Source organism: Kitasatospora sp. NPDC092039, assembly GCF_044756065.1.
GTDB lineage: Bacteria > Actinomycetota > Actinomycetes > Streptomycetales > Streptomycetaceae > Kitasatospora.
The window spans coordinates 1-1,291 of record NZ_JBIVSD010000059.1 but is presented as its reverse complement, the minus strand read 5'-3'; the positions used below and the strand labels follow the sequence as shown (position 1 = coordinate 1,291).

Here is a 1,291-nt window from a genome sequence, read left to right as displayed (position 1 = left end):
TCTAGGGATCGTTGCAACATCCCAGTTGGGGAGTGCAATGACCTTCGAGATCCGCAAGGATCGGACGGTGCGGGGACGGCGGAAGCTGGTCCGTGAGCGGGAGGAATACTTCCGGCTCATGGACCAGGGCCTGAACAGCGTCGAGGCGTGCCGGATCGTCGGAATCAACCGCCGGACCGGCAAGCGGTGGCGCAACGGCAGGAACCCCACGGGTCGGACTGCGGGGGCGCCGCCCGTCCGGCGGGCGGCGCCCCCGTCCGGTCCGTCGCGGTACCTGTGCGAGGCGGACCGGATTCACATCGCCGACCGGCTGCGGGAGAAGGCCACGATTCGGGCCATCGCCGCCGAGCTGGGCCGCAGCCCTTCCACGGTGAGCCGCGAGATACGGCGCAACCGGCATCCCGCGAACGGCCAGTACCGGCCGTTCGCGGCCCAGGCCCGAGCCGACGGGCGCCGACCGCGCCCCAAGCCCGGCAAGATCGCCCGAGATCCCGAGCTGCGGAACTTCATCCAGCACCGCCTGGACCGAAAGTGGAGCCCGGAGCAGATCTGCCAGGCTCTGCGGGACACCTTTCCCGAGCGGCCGGAGATGCACGTGGTCCACGAAACGGTCTACCAGGCCCTCTATGTCCAAGGCCGCGGGGAACTCCGCCGGGAGCTGGCCGGCGCCCTTCGAAGCGGTCGCGTCCGCCGTGTCCCCCACCGACAGGCACGCGTGCGCAGGGCGCGCTTCATCGATCCGATGGTGATGATCAGCGAGCGGCCCGCCGAAGCGGAAGACCGTGCGGTTCCCGGCCATTGGGAGGGCGACCTGATCATCGGCAAGGACGGCGCCTCCGCAATCGGCACCCTGGTCGAGCGCGCGACCCGCTACGTGATGCTCCTGCACCTGCCGAACGGCCGCACCGCCGAGCACGTGCGCGACGCCCTCGTGGAAACCGTGCGGACCCTGCCCGGCCACCTGGTGCGTTCCTTGACCTGGGACCAGGGCTCCGAGATGGCCGCCCACGGCTCGTTCACCGTCGCCACCGGCGTCCCGGTCTACTTCTGCGACCCGGCCAGCCCCTGGCAGCGCGGCTCCAACGAGAACACCAACGGCCTGCTGAGGCAGTACTTCCCCAAGGGTACCGACCTGGCCGTCCACAGCCCCGAGCACTTGGCCGCCGTCGCCGCCGAACTCAACGGCCGCCCACGCAAAACGCTCGGCTGGGAAACCCCAGCCGAGCGCCTGCATAAACTCATCGCGGCCTAGACAACCGACCACGTGTTGCCACGACCCATAGAAACCACC

The 1,291-nt window shown here is 69.8% G+C and carries 1 protein-coding gene; it reads left to right on the top strand.

The annotated features are described in order from the left end of the window. The first annotated feature begins 37 nt into the window (after positions 1–37). Entirely contained in the window at positions 38–1,252 is a 1,215-nt protein-coding gene (locus ACIQI7_RS38945; RefSeq protein WP_401119613.1) for an IS30 family transposase, read from the top strand. The last annotated feature ends 39 nt before the right edge of the window (positions 1,253–1,291 follow it).